The sequence below is a fragment of the Paenibacillus mendelii genome (assembly GCF_024498075.1).
Classification (GTDB): Bacteria; Bacillota; Bacilli; order Paenibacillales; family Paenibacillaceae; genus Paenibacillus_Z; species Paenibacillus_Z mendelii.
Map to the genome: position 1 here is coordinate 269,566 of NZ_JANHOF010000001.1, position 19,247 is coordinate 288,812.

The following is a 19,247-nucleotide window of genomic DNA, read 5'->3' on the forward strand; positions in this document are numbered from 1 at the left end:
TAGGAAGACAATGTATTACGAAACGACATTTTCGTACTGCGAATGTACGCCGCGGCAGCAGTTGACACCTACGTAACCACTTTAAAATCAATTTGAGCTTTTATGTTAAACTCTTCTTCCTTCTCCTCGCCATCCACATTCGACACAACATAGAAATCGGCAAATCCATCTACGACAAAATAGCCAACCGGAAATCCATCCTTCCAAAAGCTTTTCATGAAGTTGATGTATTCCTTATCGTCCGTTTCCCCATAGCTCCCACTGTTCTGATAAACTTCACGAAGGGGCTCGCCTTTCTTGAGCGTCGTGCTTAATAAGGGTTGGTTCATATTATAATCGATGCTGTAATTCCGTGTTTTCTCCTCAATCGGAAATGAGAAGGGGGACTGGGCGTGAAAAATCGTAATGGTTTCACTGTCGCCTACATATTCCAGCTCCGCATAGATCGTGACTGATTCCCCTTTGCGATATTCACCCTTCTTGGTGACAAGCCGGTAAATAAATTCATCTTCCGTCACCTCGGCATTCGTCTTATTAAGTACTTCATAATTAATCGTACTGGGGTTCTCATTATCCATTTGTTCAGGCGAAGCGCAAGCTGTTAACAAGAGCGTTAGTATTGCAAATCCCAATAAAATGGTTTCTCTCATTCAAAGTCCCTCCCCTAATAGCTCCCATTCAATAATCCCGAATCGCATCAATGATTTCACAGCCTCATGCACGTATGATAGTAGATTATAGCAATCATTAGGATTGATTTCCATTTCGTCACCTATAAAAACTGGCGGCTCCAATGGGTGCAATATTCTCAGGATATTTATGGGATACTTTGATACTATGATTAGTGACAAACAACGAAACGAGTTCTTATGAAGGGATCGGAGGAATGGGAGCATAAGGGATCGGGATAAAATCAAACCAACCGCACAAACGCTAATGGAGCTCCATGTCGAGGCTCTTTACGTATGACCAGAACATGCGGCTTCGCACCATAAATGAGCCTTGGCCAGGAGAGGACCCTGCCCCACGGTTGTTCCTGGGACGGACAATGGAGGGAGATGCACTCTGCCGGTTTCGGTATGATGTCCCGGAGGGGATTATCGAGCAATTGGAGGAATTATGCGCTGACGAACTGACCATAAAGGATCTCCAGAGCAGAGCCGTCTCGATCGCGTTCGCATTACACCTCTGGCACATGAAACAGGGCTTGAAACCTTGGACATATTTCGTGGACGGGGATATGCCGCTGTAGTTGTTGCCGGGTGGGCGGTCACCTGACCTCGTATTCGTCATGTCCCGCTGACATTTGAAAGATAGAGGGGAAGATCATTAAGGGTGGTGCAGCAACCTGCACCACCCTTTTGAGGTTGTGGATCATGCTGTTTCTATTTTATTTTTTCTAACAGCTGTATGATCATCTCCGCTAGCAGATCAGCCGCTTCAGGGGCAAACGCAGTTTGAATGACTTCATATCCGCCTTGGGAGAATGCTTCGGCAGTCGCTAGATAGCCGTTTGCTCCGTTCGAGTAACCGCTGAATAACGTATATGGGAATGGAGAGTCTTCTCTGATGCGTTTCCCTGTTGCAGAGAAGGGCTCCAGCGGAATCCCGATCAGCACGACGTCGGCTATGCGAATGATATGGGCTTCAATATCGGCGTATGGTTTGCCATAAAAGTTTCTCGAATAACGCAGAGCCATATTGTTGCGCTTCAATTGAAAGTTAGCCTCGCTAATTTGCTCAGCAGGAGCATTGGCCTCCCTTAGACGGGTCAAGTCAGCGACGAGATCTTGATTGATTTGCTCCAATTCCTCCGTTGGCCGCAACGCTCCGATAGGTAGTGACAGCATTTCGGAGAACACTTGAAAGGGAACCGGAGCTTGAGGCTTACGTGTCCGGGACCATATTCCCAAGCTTGCTCCAGATTCAACTACTTCCGAGAAGCCGTATTCGAATTGCTTGCCTCTCGCCTCAATTAAGGCTTGCGAGGCAGCACAGCCAAGCATGGTGCCCATGTCTTGTACAACATCCATTCGATCCAGGAAGCCGCCTGGCCCTGGACCAATATCGCCGGTCGCCCCTTGTAGAAAGAGGCAGATCCCGCCTACGGTTTGTTCTACAAACCGTTTGGTTACACCGGGATAGTCCGGACTTGCGGCATGGTTCGTATAGCCAAGGGTTGTCGGGTGAGCCGCATAATGAACGATACTGGCTACGATATTGCCATCCTTGTCATCAAATCGAATCGTTGACACGGTGGGGTCTGTCTCGCCCGATTCGTTGAAGCCGGTGATGACTCTTCCATTATCGAGCTTCTGTCTCCGGTTTTTACCGATCGAACACATTCCATATTCCGCATGAACAGAGACATTGACCTGCCGGCTTGCCGCTTCCAGAGCTGAACTGACACTCTGCTCGATTAGATAGCGAACGTACAAGTCCAATAACTCGCGATTAGGTGAATGTGAGGCATCCCCTACTACAGGACCCGCGTGAGTATGGGTTGTAGAAACACGGACCTGATGCTTGTCTATATGCAGAGCTGCTGCAACCGCGGAACGGATTTGATCCGACTGCAGGTTGGATAGAAGACAGAGATCAAAGTCCAGTAAGGCTGTACTGGATTGACCGTCCCCTAGAACAAGTGCGGTACACCAGAAATCAGATTCGATGTGACTGGGGGTAATATGGGTTTGCGCCCCCCACCCTCCTTGAGCCATCGTTAAGGGTGGATTGATTACTGCGCGAGCGGCTCCTGCTTTCAGCATGCCATCAGCTCCATTCATTATTCTTAATTCCTTGCTAGAACGCCAATCGGCAGCTCCTACTAAGTATGTTCATTACCATAAGTCAAATAATACCAAGAAATTATCATACAGTATACCTTAATTGATAGAAATACGAATGATAGATTGTGACGTATACTTTATTGATCATTGAAAAAGCCGCGGAGCGTTTAGCCCCTACGGCCTTTGGTTGTAAGTCTTATCAGTTCCTGTCTGCTAGTAAAATGCGCCGGATCATTCGTTACCGTTGCCCTTCTTCAGCAGATGCTCTAGTCCTACGAGTAGAGATTTTGCTGCATGAGCAGTGATATGTTTATCACTTTGCTTGTCTACTGTACGTGCAAAGTCCTTCAGCTCGCCTTTGTTCAACTCCCGCAGCAAGTCCTTAGCCACCGACGCGCGTTTGATGGACTGGTCCTGTGTGTATTGGTTCACCAGCAAGATTAAGGAATCCAGAATCGAATGCGCATCGCGGAGCAAGTATTGTACAGCTTCCTTCGTAACGCCCTTCCCGTTCCGACTCTTCTCTACCTCATGGATGAATGCACCCAGATCACCCTTCTCCAATTGCTTCTGGAGACTCTTGGCTGTCTTAGCCGTGATCCACCCATTATTCGTGAAACGCGTTACAAGCGCTTCCAATGTTGTAAGATTGGTGTAGGTGCGGAAAGTTACCGCTGCGCTGCTCACATTGCCCGCCCCATCACTCGATGTGACTGTTAACGTGTGCTGGCCAAGGGTCATTGTATAGAGTGGAGTTGCGTCTCCATATTTGACCGCTTGTCCATCCAATTTCGCGCTAGTCCTCGACAAGTCTACACCGGACAAATGATCTGTTAGTGTATATCGCACCTTAATATCACTTGCAACATTATAGTCCGTTTCCTGTGGTGATATAATTTGAATCACAGGAGCTGTACGATCAATCGGAATTGAGATGGATTTAACCGATTCCACATTGTCGGCTGTATCCGTTGAACGGTATTTCATGTGATGTGTGCCCTCTGTGTCGAGCGATAAGGTTCCAGCATAGGGCAGCCACGTCGAGCCATCGTCCATGCTGTATTCTGTTGACGCAACACCGGATAAGCCGTCCGATGCCGTAAGTTGGATACCTACAGATTGTTTGTACCAGCCGCTGCCTCCATCGGGTGTCACCGGAGTTAATGCTGCCACCGTAGTCGGTGACGTCTTATCAAGTGAGATGGATACTTCACCGTACCCGGTCAAGCCGGTAGAATCCGTGGCTGTACCGCTTATGATTTGATTGGCTCCCTCTGTCTGAACCAACTTATGCGGATCCACGACTAATGGTTGAGAGTCATCAGCGTCTTCTGCCTTAAACTCGACCAGGACATCATGATTGTACCATCCGTTCGCATCTGGTTCGCGTTCCGGTATGGCTTCTACAGTAGGGTAAGAACTGACCGGAAGTACGATTTTCATGGGTACACTGCCTATCGTTCCTTCGAAGGGCAGATATCCATAAGCAGAAACCTTAATATGATCGTCTGTCAAAGGAGGGAAGAATGCGAATCCTCCACTTGCGTTCGTCACGAATTGTTTCCCGCCCAATTCAACAACAGCCCCGAATAAAGTATCATTGGAGTCAGTATATACATAACCATAGAACGCGCCAGAGGTAGCGACTGGAACCGTCGTTTTCCCGTCTGTTAAGTTGCCGCCTTCGGGAAGATTGGCGTTAAACGTCGTAAATTGACCATATTCCGTAGCAATATAGGGAATCGAGTAATGTCCATTCTCATCTGTAATTCCACTAGCCAAGGTGATATATTTCGATGTTTTTAAGCGAGAAATAACTTGCACGGTTACGCCGGGTGCAGGGGCTTCAATGTCTTCTAACGTAATTGTTCCTTCTGCTCGTTCAAGCACGGCAGGGATTTGAAAGTCGAAGCTCGTTTCAGAATAATGGATGTACCTTACCACTTTAATGCCTTTAACGGTAAACATAATGGCATTATTATAGTAGGATCGATCCATAACCATGCTGTAATGTCCGTTCTCGTCCGTCACTGCTGTTCCATGTATGCCATCCCACTGCCCTTCTGTTGCGTTAAACGAATTAACCTCCAGCTCGACACCCTGGATCGCTTGTCCATTCTCATCGGTAATCGTCCCCTGCAGTGGCGGATTCTCCTCTTCTGCGAATACCAAATTAGCCGTCGAGAGCGATAGCATTGCAGCGAGCATCAACAAGATCACAGCCCATTTCGAAAAGCTCTTCGAGATCCCAAGATTCAACATGATACGCCTCCCATTCGTTCTTAATAAAGATCAACATGTTCTTCATTAAGAATATCATGGAACTTATCATATTCCCATATAAAGTAAATTACTTGACGTTCTTTTTTGATGCAGCAGCAGCAGGGTTCTGCCTTTGGGTAGAGTTCAGCAAAAATACTCTTCCTTATAGTCTTCGATGTTCTTGATCGTGAGATTTCCTAGTCGGTGTTGCTCTAGCTATAACTAAATAATGATAATTGATGACTTGTAAACCCTTTTCAGTGGCATTCTTCTGAAAGATCTCTTCTACTCGTTCAAGACATTCCTTCCATACAAATGCCTTTAACTACTTATTTTGACCGAAGCATTTTTTCTTCAAAACATCCTCCGGAGTCGATAAATAATCAAAGGGGTAGCATCCCACGTAACTCAAGCATTCAATTCCGAGAGTGCGATCTTACGGACCTTTAAACGGGCTAAACAAATCCCGTCCTCCGCTTCGCCTGCGCAATACGCGAGCAGAACAGCATGGGTTGTAAAATGGATCGCCACGTAACAGCAGCCATTGCCATCCTCTTCTCTTTCGATTGAAAAATGGCCGCTCCACGTCCTGCCTTCATCCTTACTGATCGCCCCAATGAGCGGCGTCCGTCCCCAGCTGTGATTCTCGACACGCCGGGTGTTGTAGACCGGGATCGGGTTCCATACCGCGAGCAGATGGCCGTTGCTCGGATTCCGTTTCATCGATAACGGAGAACAAGGCGATGTGAATGTCGAAGGCATGGGGCTGCTCCAAGATTCGCCGCCATCATAGGAGAACGTCTCATATTGGCAGCCAAGGTCGGTACGCGCCCATCCCCAAAGTGTGCCATGGTTAAGCTCAATGACACCTGGCTCCTGCATATCACTTGTTGAATTAGGCGCTCCGATGGAGAGGAAATTTCGCGCTTCACGCCATGTTCTGCCATCATCATCAGACAGGAAGAAGAACGTGATGGCCCTCCCATCGAAGCTGCCCCACTCCGACTCGCTCGTCTTCATCCGGTGCATAGCTGCTGGAACTATAAGTCTCCCTGTCGATAACCGGACGACCCTATCATTATTCGTCACATAATAACCTTCAGCCGGCACGCAGCATACCGGATCACTCCAAGTCATCCCCTCGTCGGATGACCGCCGCACGTGCAGCCGCATATCATGCCAACCGTACCGAAGTAAATAGAATAGGCCAATATCATTGTTATTCATGCGCAGCAGCGATACGCTCATAATATTGCGTGCGTTATGATCTTCTGGCTGAGCGATGAATGTATCTGGGGTCCAAGTGTCGCCTTCATCGGATGAATAGCGTACCGCGATGCCTGCCTTCGCAAAGTCATCCGCAGAATCCCCGATAAAGCGGCTGTACACGAATATTAATCGCCCGTCTAACAATTCTAGGAAAGCGCCTTCACTATTTCGCGGATTATCCGGTGACGGACGCAAATCCAATACGATCGTACCTAGCTGTTCCATATTAATCACCACTCCTCTGGAGATGTTTAGAATAGCTCTTATCTCCTTGATAATTCAGAGATAATACCAAATAATCTGCTGTACACATTAATAAAATCACTTCATTCTTACCGCTGTACCATTTGGTACATCGATTTCATATTCTTCTCCTGGCAAGGGGAAATCGGTTGTCGTAATCATCAAGTAATTGTCTGATACGGGATTCAACTCTATACTGACCCAATAATTCACTTTTCCAACACTCAAACCCTTGATCTCGTTTACCGCCAAATCTACGGGAATACGAGTTTCTTCCGCTGTATTAACGTTTTTTAGATAGAGTCTAGCGTAGCTATTCCTCTGAAACAAATTAATCAATTCGACTTGATATTCATATTGACCATCTGCTGTCTTTTGCAACGAATCTGTTGTGATATTCTCCGTTAACCACCCGCTAGTATTTACATATTTATACAACGTCGGCGTTAACGAAAGCATGCAAACCATCATAAGTAAAATACCGATAATCCCCGATTTTGAAGGGTTCCACCCTCAAAAAGTAAAATAGCAGACATAACTATTAATAGAATAGAGGGTATTCCCGCATAAATCAAAATGACCGTAGAAATAAGATCAATACCCCGTTGGAAATTTGCAGTAGATCCAAGAATGAACCACAAAACCCCCGATAAATTAATCAAGATGGCCAACATCCACAATACTCTTATCGAGATCAGCAGCAAATTCAAATTCATTCTCCTTAAAAATATGATCGTTGATCTACCCCAGCGATACCTGGAAACAACCACCTAATCAGACATCCTAATAATATCCTATTATATGGTTGTTGCACACCCATTCACATGATATACTGACCCCAGAAATCGAGTCATTATCATGCAATTATGGAGGGATTTTGAATATGACTGAACAATCTTATCCTATTCCCAAATTGACGATTACCGGCATTGAAATCAGCAAATACATCATCATTCATGGAGAATTCTGCAGCCCCTCCGAGAAGACAGCCGCGCAGGAATTGCAATTCTATATCGAGCGAAGCTGTGGGGTACAGCTGCCGGTCACCGCCGACTCCAATGTCGAATCCCCTCATGAGATTCTCGTGGGAACGACAAACCGCAGGTATGACCTTGATGTCAGCTATGCATGTCTTGGTGATGACGGCTTCTATCTGCAAGTTAAGGAATCCAAGCTTTACATTGTTGGGAGCCCAACCCGCGGGACACTCTACGGCGTCTATACCTTACTGGAAGACTACCTGGGCTGGCGTTGGTTCGCACCGGTCGTGGAGCAGACCATCCTCTCGGGAGACGCAGCACTTCCCGGTAATCTCGATGTAAAGTTTGTTCCAATAGTTGAATACAGAGACACGTATTGGTATTCCTCTCTCAACGAGAACTGGGCCGTCAAATTAAAAGTAAACAGCATCATCAAAAACCAAGCCTGCAGCCGTTCGATTAGAGAAGAATGGGGCGGCGGACTCGGTTATGGCGGACCTTCTTTTGTTCACACCTTTAATGTGTTTATGCCGATCAGCGAGTATTTTGCTGAGCATCCGGAATATTATTCGCTTCGCGAAGGCAAGCGTAATGGCGAGCATTTGTACACGCAGCTCTGCCTCACCAATCCAGATGTGCTGCGCATAATGACCGACAAGGTGCTCAACTGTCTACAAGAAGAGCCGCAGGCGGGAATCGTCTCTGTCTCGCAGGATGACAGCTTCTTGAGCGATAGTTATTGTCAATGCGATGACTGTGAGCGTATCCATCAAGAGGAAGGCTCTCCCATGGGCTCTCTGCTCCGCTTCGTCAATGCGATCGCAGATGCTGTGAAAGTTAAACATCCCAAAGTCATCATCGACACGCTGGCGTATCAGCACACGTTTACTCCTCCTAAGATCACAAGGCCGCGCGACAACGTAGCCATTCGGATTTGCACCTTTAGCCCGGTCATATCCCGAAAGCACGAGGAACAGCCCCACATCAAAGAATCGCTGGAGATCTGGAGTAAAATCTGCAACAGGATCTATATCTGGGACTACACCACCAACTTCAGCGACTATATCGTTACGTTTCCTAACTTCCACACCTTACTGCCGAACATGCGATTATTCGTCAACAATCATGCGAAAGGCATCTTCGAGCAGGGCAATTATCAGTCGATCAGCGGTGAATTTGGTGAGCTTCGCACGTATTTGTTAGCCCAATTGCTCTGGAAGCCTGACCAGACAGAAACGGATTTCGAGCGGCATATGAATGAATTCCTGCAAGGCTATTATGGTGCCGGATGGCAATTCATCAGACAATATATTGATGATGTCCAGGAAATCGTACTGAAATCGGAACCTGGCGCACGCGGAACACCAACAGAGATCCTTCCCCCTGCTCTATTTGATGCGGAGCAAGCTAAAGCGTGGTGGGACCAAGCGGAAGCTCTTGCGGGCGATGAACATACTCTGCAGCGAATTCGCCGTTCCAGGCTCCAACTGATTCACTGGGAGCTCTTTAACAACGGTCACACGGATGATATGAACGCGAATGCGTATTACAAGATGGCCAAAGACTTCGGTATCACCCACCTTAATGAAGGTGTCGCAGTTCCTGAGCCAAGATCCTGCTGATCCTTACCATGGTTCTCCTCCAATAAGCGCCTTTTAGAATAGACATTTTCAAGTGTCGATTCTATCGGGCGCTTTTTTTATACCCCTATTATATCCCTCCTCTTTTCGGTACTCGTTATCCATGTTCTCTAGCCAGACACTTACTTTCACCGCACGTAATCTCTATCTATCCATTTGGAACTCTCTTTACAAGAGGTATCGCGGTCTGCTAGAATAACCACATTCTATTGTTAACCTTTATAGTTATTTTTGGTTAACAATTAAAATGCCAATGGATGGTGATGGATTGTGAATGCGGATTATGACCGGCTTGCAGCTTTAAATAAGGATCACCTATGGCATCCTTTTACGCAGATGAAAGACTACACTAACTCGGACCCACTCATCATAGAACGCGGCGAAGGCGTCATGCTCTATGACATTCAAGGACGCGCTTATTATGACGGTTTCTCGTCCGTATGGCTCAATGTGCATGGACACAACGTGCCGGAGCTTAATCAAGCAATCACGGAGCAGTTAGGCCGCGTCGCCCATACCACCCTTCTCGGCATGGCCAATGTACCCGCAATCGAGCTTGCGGAGAAATTAGCGGCGATAACTCCGAGACAACTAAACAAAGTATTTTATTCCGATTCAGGAGCGACCGGTGTCGAGATCGCGATCAAGATGGCGTTTCAATACTGGCATAACCGAGGGATACGGGGAAAGACGACGTTTATCACGATGAATCAAGCTTATCACGGCGATACCATTGGAGCGGTTAGTGTAGGTGCAATTCCTCTCTATCATGACGTGTTCCGCCAGATGTTATTTCCTTCGCACATCATTCCATACCCTTACGCTTATCGCCACGCATGCGGTGAGACGGAGGCATTGGAAGCTACGCTAACTGCACTAAGTCATTTGCTGCAGACGCGGGCGGATGAGATTGCAGCTCTGATTGTGGAGCCGATCGTACAAGGGGCCAGTGGCATCATTGTTATGCCGCCAGGCTGTTTACGCCAGATGGCTGAGCTGTGCCGCAAGCATGGCGTGCTTCTCATCGCTGATGAGGTCGCGACCGGCTTCGGCCGGACGGGCGCCATGTTCGCTTGTGATCTCGAAGCGGTTTCACCTGATTTGATGGTGATCGGAAAAGGACTCACCGGAGGCTATTTGCCTGTAGCCGCAACGCTTGCCATCGACGAGGTGTATGACGCTTTCTATGCGGACTACCACGAGCAGAAAACTTTTTTCCACGGTCATTCCTACACGGGAAACCCGCTTGGCTGCGCTGTTGCCTTGGCCAGTCTGAAGCTGTTTGAGGAGCGCAGCATGATTGAAGGCGTACGAGCAAAGGCGTCATTCGTGGAGCGTAAGCTTGCAGCTCTTAAAGATCGGCCACACGTTGGAGAGATCCGCCAGCAGGGAATGATGATCGGCATCGAGCTCGTACGCGATAAGGAATCACGAGAGCCATACGATTGGGCAGAACGAATCGGAGTTCGCACGAGTCTGCAGGCCAGAGAACTCGGTATGCTGACAAGGCCGCTCGGCAATGTGATCGTCTTCATCCCTCCCCTCTCCAGTACGGAAGCTGAGTTGGATGCAATGACATCAATTTTGACCGAATCGATTATTAGCGTTACTGAAGATGGCCGTGCTTCATGAGGGAGGAGAACGTTGGTCTAATACGCGGATTATTTGTGACAGGTACGGACACCGGCGTCGGGAAAACGGTTGTGACAGCAGCTATTACTGCTGTGCTTCGCGCCGAGGGGATCAATGCCGGTGTTTGGAAGCCGATTCAGTCGGGTGCACCTCTTGGCAGTGGGGTTACGGATGCTGAACGGATGCTGACATATACGGGAATCAATGAACGGCCGGAGACAGTGGCGCCTTTTACTTTTGCAGATCCGCTTACACCGCTTCTCGCCGCCCAACAGGCTGGTGTGTCCCTTCAGTTGAAGGACTTAATCGTCGCTGGCGAGCCGCTTGCTCATCGTTATGAAGCGCTGCTCATCGAAGGCGCGGGCGGCGCTGCTGTACCGTTGACAGATGACGCTCTCGTGGTGAACTTGATCTCGGAGCTTCGCATCCCTGCTCTCATTGTAGCCCGTTCCAGCCTTGGCACGATTAACCACACCCTTCTGACTGCGTCATTTTTAAGGCACCATGGCGTTCCGATTGTTGGGGTCATTATGAACGATGGCGTATTAGCGGAGGCTCATAACGATCCGAGCATCGCTACGAATGCGGAACTAATCGAACGTTATAGCGGACTTAAGGTCATCGGACGGTTTCCTCGTATACATGCCGAAGCGAATTCAGAGAGCTTCCTGCATTCGATACGAACAGCTATACAAATAGAACCGATCAGACAGGCGATTGCGATTCAATTAATGAGAGGATGAATGTGTTGGAAGTCATGAATAAGGCAATGGAGTGGCAGTCTCTTGCACGCAAAGCATTGAGCGGGGAATGTTTAACACGGGAAGAAGGGCTCGCTGTACTCGAAGCCGACAATGATGAGATCCTTCTGCTGATGCATGCTGCGTTTAAAGTGAGACAACATTATTACGGAAAAAAAGTGAAGCTGAACATGATCATCAATGCCAAAAGCGGCCTTTGTCCCGAGGACTGCGGCTATTGCTCGCAATCGATTGTTTCGACCGCGCCGGTAAAGAAATACACCTTGCTCGATAAAGACACTTTGCTTGCCGGTGCACGCGAAGCCATGGCACGCCAAGCAGGAACCTATTGCATTGTAGCAGCCGGAAAAGGCCCGACAAACAAGGAATTGGATCAAGTCATAGACGCAGTAAGGGAAATCCGAGATACGATGCCGCTTAAAATTTGCGCATGTCTGGGCATTCTGAAGGACGATCAAGCCCAGCGTCTTGCAGAAGCTGGCGTTCATCGATATAACCACAACCTGAATACCAGCAAAGCGAACTACCCCTCTATCACTACGACCCATACATACGACCAACGTATTGAAACGGTGGAAAAGGTTAAGATTCACGGCATGTCCCCCTGCTCCGGTGTCATTATCGGCATGGGCGAGACGAATCAAGAAATTGTGGAGATGGCCTATGCCCTTCGCGAAATCGATGCCGATTCGATTCCGATCAATTTCCTGAATGCGATTCCGGGAACGCCTCTGGAGCATGCAGTCCGCACATCATCAATGAAGGCTTTAAAGGTACTTGCTCTGTTCCGGTTCATCTGTCCGGCTAAAGAAATCCGCGTGGCGGGTGGTCGTGAGGTTAACCTCCGTACCCTGCAGCCAATGTCACTCTATGCTGCAAATTCTCTCTTCGTAGGTGATTATTTAACGACAGAAGGACAGGACGTTTCAGCTGATCATCAGATCATTGAAGATTTGGGTTTTGAGATTGAATTGAACGCCCTGCAAGGCGGTGACAAGGATGGACTGGATAGAAGAAGAACTTGATGGATTAGCAGATGCCTCAATAAAGCGTTCCTTGCGTACATACAGCGCGGTCTCTGACTCTGCTGGCCGCATGATGCGCGGTGACAACATGCTGCTCAACCTGTCTTCCAACGACTACCTGGGACTCGCCCGACATCCAGCTATTATTGAAGCCATGCGGGAAGCACTGCTTACCGAAGGAGCCGGATCTGGCGCATCGCGCCTAGTAACAGGCAACCGGCTGCCTTACAGCCGTCTTGAAGAAGAGCTGGCCGATTGGCAGAGCTGCGAAGCCGGGCTGGTTTTTGCCAATGGCTATATGGCTAATTCAGGTGTTATTAGTGGTTTAGTCAACCGGGGAGATGTAGTGTTCAGTGATCAGCTGAACCATGCAAGCATTGTGGACGGCGTTATACTCAGCCGTGCGGAGCATGCCCGCTACCGTCATAACGACATGGAACATTTGCGTGCGTTGTTGACGAAGTTTCGTCATAAACGGCGGAAGTTGATCGTTACCGACGCGATCTTCTCCATGGATGGCGACGCTGCTCCCCTACGTGAACTCGCTGCGATCAAACGCGAGTACGGAGCGATGCTGATGGTGGACGAGGCACATAGCGGGGGGATTTACGGGAGACGTGGCGAGGGATTATGTCATGAGCTGGGGATCCAGGATGATGTGGATATTCATATGGGAACGTTTAGCAAATCATTCGGTATCTACGGCGCATATATTTGCGGCAGCCGCACCTTAATTCAATGGCTGGTGAACAAAGCAAGACCGCTCATTTATTCAACTGCGCTGCCGCCTTCTATTGTAGCAGGTATTTCTAAGGCGATGGATTTGGTACAAACCGATCACTGGCGCCGGGAAAGGCTTTACGAGGCAAGCAGGCTATTCCGATCTTTGCTTCGTGCCGCCGGCTTTACAATCGATGACGGGGACTCTCCGATTATCCCTGTTATCGTTGGAGATAACGATATCGCTCTACGTTTCAGCAGCGCTCTTGAGGAGAAAGGGATCGCGGCAGCTGCAATTCGTCCGCCTACTGTGCCTGATGGTACAGCGCGAATCCGGTTCTCCTTGTCAGCCGTTCATACGGTTCAAGAACTGACTGATGCTGCCTCGCACATCCGCATCATTGGACAACAACTGGGGGTGCTGGTGCGGCCATGATGGTGAATAATCAACAAGTGAGCAGCGGCACCATCATATGGCTGACCGGTTGGAGCATGCCGGTTACGGTATTCGATCCGCTTCGTGAATTGCTGCCGGATTTTCATCATGTTTCTGTCGATTATAGTCAAGCCGATTCACCAGAGACAATGCTCCGCTTGACTGAAACGGAGGCAAAAAATGTTCTGTCTTCGGATGGTTCAACTTTCACGACAAGCGGTTTACGCGGCCCATTGTTGATTGGCGGCTGGTCGCTCGGCGGTTTATTGGCACTTAGACTGGCTGCCATAGGTCTCGCTGATGGTCTCGTGTTATTTGCGGCCACGGCCCGATTCACTCGTCCCAAAGCAGAAGCTGACCGCGGCTGGGCGGATGCCCATTTGAGACAAATGATGACAGGGCTGATGAAGGACCGAACGGCCGTTGAAACCAGATTTCGACAGATGCTATTAACGGAAATCGAACGGGCAGCCGGTCTCGGCAGTTCCCTCCCCTCTAGCGGGAGCTGGACAACCCCGGCGTTAATCGCAGGCCTTCAGGTGCTGCGAAGTGAGGAGATCTTGTCTCAACTGAAGAAAATCAATTATCCGGTCTTTCTTATCCACGGCACTGAGGATCGCATATGTCCCTATGCTGCAGGGTCAGAGCTTGCGTCACGATTGCCTCAAGCGGAGCTCCTTACAATCCTAAGTTGCGGACATGCCCCGTTTGTAGGAAGAGAATGTGAAATTGCTGAAGAAGTGAGGAGATGGCGGCATGAGCAGCAAGACAGCTTCAATTCGGCGTCAATTTAACCGAAGTGCAGCAGGTTCGTATGATAATCACGCCCAAGTACAGCGTACAATGGCAGACCGGCTTGCAAAATCACTCATCGAGTGGAAAAGCGAATGTACAACAGTAGAACCCCACATTCTTGAAGTCGGCTGCGGGACGGGGACGCTGACCGAAATTCTGGTCAACCAGTGGCCTCGTGCACCCGTTACTGCACTTGACCTTGCACCTGCGATGATCACAATTGCAGAACAACGTATCCGATCCGGTACAGGAAACCATGCGGAATACAGCAAAAGCCGATCGGATCGTATTCGCTTTCTCCTTGCCGATGTCGAAACATGGGCAGCCGGTGCACAGTCGTCCTCGCTGGACCTGATTGTCTCCAACGCCTGCTTTCAATGGCTGACCGATCCGCTGCAAACACTCGTGCACCTTCGACGGATGCTGCGTACAGGGGGTATGCTTGTGTTCTCGACTTTCGGACCAGACACGTTCTATGAGCTTCACCAGTCATTTCATGAAGCATATCGAGCAAACGATTTGGAGCCGCAGCGGCATGGACTGTCGTTTCAATCAACAGCCGAGTGGATACAGATGCTCCAGAAAGCGGGATTTTCCAGTATCCAAGATGAGCGATCTCTTCAAACGGAAACATATGCTTCCGCAAGAGATTTTCTTCACTCGGTCAAAGCAATGGGAGCCAGCTCTTCAGAAGCCGCCGCAAGGCCAGGACTCAGCTCGCGACGCCTATTCGCCAACATGTATAAGGCATATGAGAATAAATTCAGCTTACCCGGTGGCGTTGCTGCCAGTTACGATATTTTAATGATTCAAGCTTTGGCAGAGAAGTAGATAACTGGCTTATATAGAACAAAAAAAGCTGTCGAGGTTTCTCGACAGCCTAACCGTAAATATCACGTTTAATAAGATAATCCGGTATCACTCTTATGCAGTAGGTGCTGCTTCTGCTGCTTGTGGATTAAGCACTTTAACCAGCATGACTGAAGCATCCGTTAAGATCTCAACTCCGTCATGGAATGATAGATCGGAAACTAGTAATTGATCGCCAATTCCGAGTTTGCTAATGTCGACTTCGAATGCCGCAAACAATTTGTCAGGCATACAACGGATTTCCACTTCGTGAACCTCGATTTGAAGGATACCGCCTTGTACCAATCCAGCAGGATCTCCTGAAAAATGGATCGTAGCTTTCGTATCAATGCGCTCGTTCATATTGATTTGTTGAAAATCAACATGCGTCCATTTGCCAGTTAACATATCCTTCTGAACCTCTTGAACAAGAACAGGATGTTGGCCTCGGTCTGCGATCGTCGCTTGCAGGATCGCTCTCGGGTTTTTCTTCAAGGCAGCGAACAGCTGGTTGCCGTTCACTTCAACTGGAAGACTCGCAACTCCAACGCCATAAACGACGGCAGGAATGGAGCCTTGCTTTCTCAGTTGTTTCACATGCGACGAGGGAAGATTGGATCGGTCCGTTAATTGAATAGTCGTACTCATTGCTTTTAGCCCCCTCATGAATTCCCTCTACCTTAACACTGTTCTCACCAAATGTACAATAATCGCCGGAATTTTCAGAAAATAAATTAAATTCCATTGTTTTCTATCCATATTTCACTTTATCCATTGTTTGGATGACCGAAATCGCAAACATCCCAATCCGAAGGAAGGACTGGGATGTGTAAATTTGTACTACATCACATAAGCTCGCGGTGGATGTTCAATAAGGTCAGGAACATGTCCACGCGGTTCGAGCTCCTCTAGCAGCTGGACAATTTGTTCCAGAAAGGTCACCCCTGCTTCCTCCGATTGTTTAATTTGTTCGAGGAGGGCAATCGCGCTTAGGGCGATCGCCGGATCATTCGGCTCCCCACCAGAAGGTGGAGGAAACATCGTTGCCAGCTCCGCGAACCCATCAGACACATGGGCGTAATGTACATAAGCCTGATGCAGAAGGCTTCGAACTTGCCTATGGCGTTCATCATCTGACCTCTCCCATTCCGCTGCAAGCTCTTGTAAACATCGCGCGGCATTGTATCGCATCTGACGAATGATACCGATCGTATAAGCTTGACCGAGCGGGTCGATTGCCTGCTGCCGGAAGACGTCAATCCATGCATCATACGCGGCAAGGCCGTTAACATAACCGGTGAAGGTTAGATCGCCTCCCCTTGCATGACGGCTTATCATACGGCAGAGCCTCCAGAGCCCATCGGAAGGGGAAATCACATTCTCACCAACAAAACCAAGCACGAAGAGCGAGCGCGTTTGAAGACGCCCCAACCGGTCATAGGACACTGTTCCTTCCGATTGTGTATCCATGGCCTCAAACTGCTTCTTCTCGTCATCGTACCCATAGATGAAACCAAATTCGGAATTCAGCAGCTCCCACACCATGGCAGGCATACCCAGATCTACCGTGGCTTGAGCAAGAGCTATAGCTTCTGTCATCAGATGAGGATCCGGAGGTTCGAAGTCAAAGGCTTCCACGTAACGCACACGAATACCCAAGTTCAGCATACCGTTCGTAATCAAGTAGTTTCGGTCAATCATATTCGTACTGGACATATCCACTCGGGATTGTTCAATATTCAATATAAAGGCTCCTAGCAGAAAACCATCCACATACGGTAATGAAAGATGAGGGTAACGAGCTCGAACAAACCGATATAAGTTCTCTGTGCCGCTCAGTAATGACCCGCCAGTCAGTCTCAATTGTGTTGGATCCAATACATTTTGTTTCATGAAGCCGTCTTCCTTTCTTCGCTGAATATGGGTACGGATCAGGAATGAAAGGCGCTCTTCTTGTACTTTCTGACGGGATCTTGAGATGATCTTATACACATTGCCGACGCTGACCTGAAACAATTCCGCGATTTCTTGCGGGGAGCACTCTTGAAAGAAATACGTTTCAAAAATGCTCTTCTCTCTCGGCGTTAAGCATCGCAGCAGCGCCTGTATAATCCGATACCAATCTTGACGCTCCAATTGCAGTTGAGGATCCTTATACATACTGACGGCAGCCGAATCCTTGGAACGGGCTATCAAATAATCCATAATGCTGTTGATGTCGTTTGGATTGACCGTCTGCTCATTTACTGCAGGAATGGTATAAGAGGATACCGGCAATTCCCGGCTGTACGGACCTCCTCTTCGTAATTTCATGAAAGCTTGATTAGTGACAATACGTTTGAACCACCCGACAAACCGATCGTTATGCGCGAGGGTATGCAGCTTAATAAAAGCACGAATCAACGCCTCCTGCACGATATCCTCCGACATATGCGGGTCCTTCGATATCCGCGCCGCCCAGGTGAATGCCTGGACACGATGACGTCTTACAAGTTCCTCGAATGCCGCTTTGTCACCGCCGCGAGCCCTGCCAGTAAGCACTTCATCATGAACCGATTCCACCGGTTCTTCCTGTCGATTATCCGCAATCCCAGCCATAAGCGTGCACCCCGCAATCATTCAAATCCGTCCCTAATGATTAGGATGCCTATGCCCTGCAGTTTCTGACAGCGTATATACAATTTGGTGTCAACCTGATCAATGAGGCTGGTCTACCATTTTCCATACCGGTCATCCAGCTCATTCCAGTGATCGGTCAGCCACATTAATTCCTCGGCAAAGCGTATCGGGGGGCCGCTGAAGTCATCCATTTCACTTTTCAACCACCAATGTGCTTCCTTGCACCATAATAGTTTTAAGGCCAACAGAAAATGACCTGTCGGGAATGCGCGCTCCGTTCGATAGCCTGCAAGAAAAGCGCGAACAGCCTCTTTCCGCAGTTCCCCTTCGTGTAGCGAACAGGAGAGCAGCGCACGGGCAACATCGATTTCCGGATAGCTGAACTGTACCGTGTCAAAATCTACGAATCCTACTTCGCCATTCTCTCCTACGAGTATATTATCGGCCCATAGATCCCAATGAGCCCAACCAGATCCAAGTCTCTCAAACATGGACAGGTCCAATCCTGATAATATCTGTCCTTGGCGCTCTATGGCCTGAATTGCTCTTTCATTGGGACTGCTTTGACTGAGCGCCGATTCCAGATTAACAGCCCATTGTTCTTTCATGGCTGTTAACGAGGGGATCCACTGCTCACCGTCCACCGAGAAACGGGACAAGACCCGGTGCATGCGGCCCACTGCTTTTCCTAATTGATAGTGCGTATCAATATCCAAGTGCCCCACAGCGGGAGGACGGCCGGCAAAATGGTCCATCATGATGTAAGTATGACCCGACTCTGATTGCAAAATGAATTCACCACCGTTGCTCCAGACGTTCGGACAGACCTTCACCTCTTCATGGAGCACCTGTTGAAAGAATAGCGAGCGTCCAATTCTTGTTCGACGGAGCGGGTCAGACAGGTTATACCGTTTGGGATGGTAGCATTTGACGAATAGCTCATGCCTATCTGTCGATATAGACCACTTCAAATTGTACAATCCCAAGAAATTCGGTGAATGACGGTGAACATGTATACCGAAGGTATTATGTATGTGAGTAAATATGTCTTCACGAACCATCGCATCGTCTGTATAGCGCACTTCTTTATGAACGGTCAAATAAATTCACCTGTTTCTCTATGTGAAGTTTGGAATAGATTATTCATTCTTCTTATGTATAGAAGGCCGAAGATTGGATAGGCAGCGAATCGATCTTTAACTTTTCCATATAGGATGGCATCAGCTC

The 19,247-nt window shown here is 48.5% G+C and carries 15 protein-coding genes; 7 read left to right on the forward strand and 8 right to left on the reverse strand.

Going from position 1 to position 19,247, the window contains the following annotated elements; all coding sequences use genetic code 11:
* Window positions 1-68 precede the first annotated feature (68 nt).
* The 5 genes from NNL21_RS01225 to NNL21_RS01245 all read right to left on the reverse strand — a co-directional run bounded on the left by NNL21_RS01225 (window position 69) and on the right by NNL21_RS01245 (window position 7,022).
* On the reverse strand, window positions 69-650 hold the full coding sequence (locus NNL21_RS01225; protein ID WP_204815583.1) for a hypothetical protein: 582 nt from the start codon (window positions 648-650) through the stop codon (window positions 69-71).
* Window positions 651-1,385: 735 nt separating this feature from the next.
* Window positions 1,386-2,768 carry a neutral/alkaline non-lysosomal ceramidase N-terminal domain-containing protein gene (locus NNL21_RS01230; protein WP_204815584.1) on the reverse strand — a complete coding sequence of 461 codons (1,383 nt, stop codon included), beginning with the start codon at window positions 2,766-2,768 and terminating at the stop codon, window positions 1,386-1,388.
* Window positions 2,769-3,020: 252 nt separating this feature from the next.
* On the reverse strand, window positions 3,021-5,051 hold the full coding sequence (locus tag NNL21_RS01235) for an OmpL47-type beta-barrel domain-containing protein (RefSeq protein ID WP_204815585.1): 2,031 nt from the start codon (window positions 5,049-5,051) through the stop codon (window positions 3,021-3,023).
* Between the two features lie 408 nt (window positions 5,052-5,459).
* Window positions 5,460-6,545 carry a sialidase family protein gene (locus NNL21_RS01240; RefSeq protein WP_204815586.1) on the reverse strand — a complete coding sequence of 362 codons (1,086 nt, stop codon included), beginning with the start codon at window positions 6,543-6,545 and terminating at the stop codon, window positions 5,460-5,462.
* A 96-nt stretch (window positions 6,546-6,641) separates the two neighbouring features.
* Entirely contained in the window at window positions 6,642-7,022 is a 381-nt protein-coding gene (locus tag NNL21_RS01245; RefSeq protein ID WP_256554996.1) for a hypothetical protein, read from the reverse strand.
* Between the two features lie 424 nt (window positions 7,023-7,446).
* Here NNL21_RS01245 and NNL21_RS01250 point away from each other — a divergent pair, with 424 nt between their 5' ends.
* The 7 genes from NNL21_RS01250 to bioC all read left to right on the forward strand — a co-directional run bounded on the left by NNL21_RS01250 (window position 7,447) and on the right by bioC (window position 15,383).
* Window positions 7,447-9,165, forward strand: a complete 1,719-nt coding sequence (locus NNL21_RS01250) for a DUF4838 domain-containing protein (protein ID WP_204815587.1) — start codon at window positions 7,447-7,449, stop codon at window positions 9,163-9,165.
* 288 nt (window positions 9,166-9,453) lie between these two features.
* The gene (gene bioA / locus NNL21_RS01255; protein WP_204815588.1) at window positions 9,454-10,815 is read left to right on the forward strand and encodes an adenosylmethionine--8-amino-7-oxononanoate transaminase; all 1,362 of its coding nucleotides are present in this window, start codon (window positions 9,454-9,456) and stop codon (window positions 10,813-10,815) included.
* Window positions 10,812-11,558 carry a dethiobiotin synthase gene (bioD, locus tag NNL21_RS01260; RefSeq protein ID WP_204815589.1) on the forward strand — a complete coding sequence of 249 codons (747 nt, stop codon included), beginning with the start codon at window positions 10,812-10,814 and terminating at the stop codon, window positions 11,556-11,558. Before bioA ends, bioD begins: the two co-directional genes overlap by 4 nt.
* A gap of 14 nt (window positions 11,559-11,572) precedes the next feature.
* Complete coding sequence (gene bioB / locus NNL21_RS01265) at window positions 11,573-12,601, forward strand: biotin synthase BioB (RefSeq protein WP_204816715.1); 1,029 nt, start codon at window positions 11,573-11,575, stop codon at window positions 12,599-12,601.
* Window positions 12,576-13,757: an 8-amino-7-oxononanoate synthase gene (bioF, locus tag NNL21_RS01270; RefSeq protein ID WP_204815590.1), complete on the forward strand. Its 1,182-nt coding sequence runs from the start codon at window positions 12,576-12,578 to the stop codon at window positions 13,755-13,757. Before bioB ends, bioF begins: the two co-directional genes overlap by 26 nt.
* Window positions 13,754-14,551: an alpha/beta hydrolase gene (locus NNL21_RS01275; protein ID WP_256554997.1), complete on the forward strand. Its 798-nt coding sequence runs from the start codon at window positions 13,754-13,756 to the stop codon at window positions 14,549-14,551. Before bioF ends, NNL21_RS01275 begins: the two co-directional genes overlap by 4 nt.
* The gene (gene bioC / locus NNL21_RS01280) at window positions 14,514-15,383 is read left to right on the forward strand and encodes a malonyl-ACP O-methyltransferase BioC (protein ID WP_204815591.1); all 870 of its coding nucleotides are present in this window, start codon (window positions 14,514-14,516) and stop codon (window positions 15,381-15,383) included. Before NNL21_RS01275 ends, bioC begins: the two co-directional genes overlap by 38 nt.
* A 93-nt stretch (window positions 15,384-15,476) precedes the next feature.
* Here bioC and NNL21_RS01285 read toward each other — a convergent pair whose 3' ends face one another.
* The 3 genes from NNL21_RS01285 to NNL21_RS01295 form a co-directional block, all read right to left on the reverse strand.
* The gene (locus NNL21_RS01285; protein ID WP_204815592.1) at window positions 15,477-16,049 is read right to left on the reverse strand and encodes a 50S ribosomal protein L25; all 573 of its coding nucleotides are present in this window, start codon (window positions 16,047-16,049) and stop codon (window positions 15,477-15,479) included.
* 192 nt (window positions 16,050-16,241) lie between these two features.
* Window positions 16,242-17,999 (reverse strand): RNA polymerase sigma factor, encoded by a 1,758-nt coding sequence (locus tag NNL21_RS01290; protein WP_204815593.1) that lies wholly within the window; start codon window positions 17,997-17,999, stop codon window positions 16,242-16,244.
* A gap of 113 nt (window positions 18,000-18,112) precedes the next feature.
* Window positions 18,113-19,120 carry a phosphotransferase enzyme family protein gene (locus tag NNL21_RS01295; RefSeq protein WP_204815594.1) on the reverse strand — a complete coding sequence of 336 codons (1,008 nt, stop codon included), beginning with the start codon at window positions 19,118-19,120 and terminating at the stop codon, window positions 18,113-18,115.
* Between the last annotated feature and the right edge of the window lie 127 nt (window positions 19,121-19,247).